We start from the raw sequence: 2,741 nt of genomic DNA, 5'->3' as shown, positions 1-2,741 counted from the left end.
ATCCACTTTTAATGATGGTCGAAATCATTTTGAATTTTTCATTCGCTTTAATCGTGTTTTTTGAATTTGCAGGAATGATGATGCATTGGCCAGAATTCAAATTATAGATTTGCCCATCAACCCATATTTCAGCTTTTCCTTCAATGATGTGTATAAAATGATCAAAACGGGAGAGCTTTTCTGTGAGCTGCTCTCCTTTATCAATTGAAATCGCATTTACATTTCCGGTAGTTTTATGTAAAACATTTTTTAAAGCCACTCCGCTAGATGTATAATCGTTGAAATCTGTAATTGTAAAAACAGTTAATTTTTTAAATTCAAGATGATTCATCTCTAAATTTTTAGATGATTTGTTTTAATTCCACGTCCAATTTATAGGGTAGGAATACGATCTAAAATTCCAATATTTAAGAGGATAATCTATTATAATATGTATGCAAAGTGTTATAAGTTTCCCATGTTGAAATTAGAGCGACAGAAAAGGGATTAGTTTCATCTTATAAAATCCAATAGGTTATTTTATGGAACACAGATGACACTGCTTTTACCGATTTTCATTGATAGATTATGAGAATTTGTACATTTTCTTCTATAGACCTTAGTGTTTTCTCTGTGAAACTCTGTCAGAAAAATCTTGCCGTGGACAATTCGAGCAATCAAGTTAATCCGTGAAATTAGTGTAATTCGTGTCTAAAATATCTCCTTGAATGGTTGTGTTTTGTGAAACAACTTCAATTTAAAAGATAGCGATCTTAGAAGAATATCAGATGTCTTCTAAATTTTTGAGTTTTTTTCTTTTCATACTTTTGAAATAGGAAGGGGTAAGACCAGTGATTTTTTTGAACTGGCTCGATAAGTGCGCCACACTACTATAATTTAATTTATAGGAAATCTCGGTCAAGCTTAAATCTTCATAAAGTAGTAACTCCTTGGCGCGTTCTATTTTATGATTGATGATAAATTGTTGAATTGTTGATCCTTTTACTTCAGAAAAGGTGTTGGCCAAATAGGTGTAGTCATAGCCCAGTTTTTCGCTTAAGTAATCCGAATAATTTACTATTGGCAATTCATCAGAATAATGGATCATTTCAATAATAGCCACTTTTATTTTTTCGATTAATATATTGCGCTTATCATCAAGAAGATAAAGACCGTATTTTTTAAGACCACTTTCAAGGTTTTGCCGTTGCAAATCACTAAGGTTTTCTACAGTTTCAATAGTACCCAAATCTATCCGTATACAATGGATTCCTAATTTTTCAAGTTCTTGTTTAACTACAATTTTGCAGCGCAAACTCACCATATATTTAACGTATAAAACCATAGATTTTTAAATATTCATTTTTCAATTGCACTCCAAACAATTGATTTTTATATGAAGAGCTGAGTTTTGATTTCTCAAATCTAAACTTGTGAATTACCATTATACTACACAAGATAGCGATTTTTTTACTTTTTAATTACTATCCCAAAAATTTAGAAAACAGACTTCATAGCTATATGAACACAACCAAAGCTCAAAAATCTGTGAAATATGTAATGATTATAAGGTTTTATGTAGCAAGTAAATGCTGTTTATTTTGCAATTTTATAGATGGTGTGAAATCAGTATTATATCTAAAAAACAATTCCATGAGTATTCAAATGTATCCTTTAAAATTTGAACCTATTTATCAATATCGAATATGGGGCGGTCGTAAATTTGAACATTTATTGTCTAAACCACTTCCGGAAAATGAACCCATTGGCGAAGCTTGGTTGCTAAGTGATCGAAAGGATTTTTCTAATACAGTAACCGATGGCATTTTAAAAAACACGACCCTCACCAACCTGATGAAAGATTATCGGTATGAGATTATGGGAAAATTGGGTTATCATTTTGAAAAGTTTCCATTATTATTAAAACTTTTGGATTGTAATGAAGTGCTATCCGTTCAAGTCCATCCTTCCGATCATCAAAAAGAATATATTCCGCATGGCGAATCTGGAAAAACCGAAGCGTGGATTGTTTTGGAAACCGACGTCAACAGCCGTATTTATGCTGGTCTTAAAAAAGGAACCACTAAAGAAAGCCTTATACAATCCATTCAAGATAAATCGGTTGCTGAACAACTTCATAGTTTTGCGCCTAATAAAGGCGATGCTGTTTTTATCCAATCCGGAACGGTTCATACGCTTGGCGGCACTGTAGTTTTTGAAGTTCAAGAAAATAGCGATGTCACTTTTCGGCTTTACGATTGGGATCGTATCGATTCAAAAACCGGAAAACCAAGAGATTTACAAGTAGATCAGGCTTTGGCTTGTATTGATTTTAATCAAGTTGAAATTGGTCCTGTAGTTCCGGTAGAAAGTACAGATATAGAAAATGCCGAAATATTATTTGATAACAACCACTTTAAACTATGGCGCATTCAAAGTCAATCGGAATTTAAGGTCGGCATTCAAGATGAACCTACTGTTTTGGTGTGTACCGAAGGCAGTGGAATAATAACCTATCAGGATGTTAATTACACCATTACCAAAGGAGAAGTTGTGCTATTGCCTGCCATTATTGGCGTGCTCAACTTTCAGCCTGAAAATAAAGTTACCCTGCTACAAATATCAGTTCCCGATAAGAAATAAAACACATGAAAAAATTGATCATATTTGATTTGGATGGCACCTTGGCCAAGAGTAAATCTCCTATTGACGACGAAATGTCCTCTTTATTAAAGACTTTACTTGATGTAGCTGGTGTAGCC

At 33.2% G+C, this 2,741-nt stretch carries 3 protein-coding genes; 1 reads left to right on the top strand and 2 read right to left on the bottom strand.

The genetic code is table 11. The annotated features are described in order from the left end of the window. Both VNJ50_RS09940 and VNJ50_RS09935 read right to left on the bottom strand, forming a co-directional pair. A partial coding sequence (locus VNJ50_RS09940) for a cupin domain-containing protein (RefSeq protein WP_325581426.1) occupies window positions 1-331 on the bottom strand: 331 nt, incomplete at its 3' end. Window positions 332-763: 432 nt separating this feature from the next. Then, the gene (locus VNJ50_RS09935) at window positions 764-1,324 is read right to left on the bottom strand and encodes an AraC family transcriptional regulator (protein ID WP_325581424.1); all 561 of its coding nucleotides are present in this window, start codon (window positions 1,322-1,324) and stop codon (window positions 764-766) included. Between the two features lie 308 nt (window positions 1,325-1,632). Between VNJ50_RS09935 and VNJ50_RS09930 the strand changes: the two genes are divergently transcribed. After that, the gene (locus VNJ50_RS09930) at window positions 1,633-2,622 is read left to right on the top strand and encodes a type I phosphomannose isomerase catalytic subunit (RefSeq protein ID WP_325581422.1); all 990 of its coding nucleotides are present in this window, start codon (window positions 1,633-1,635) and stop codon (window positions 2,620-2,622) included. Window positions 2,623-2,741: the final 119 nt, after the last annotated feature.

The sequence above is a fragment of the Gelidibacter sp. genome (genome assembly GCF_035577925.1).
Taxonomy (GTDB): Bacteria; Bacteroidota; Bacteroidia; order Flavobacteriales; family Flavobacteriaceae; genus Gelidibacter.
Note: the sequence above shows the minus strand (reverse complement) of the source record. Positions and strands in the feature narration are given on the sequence as shown.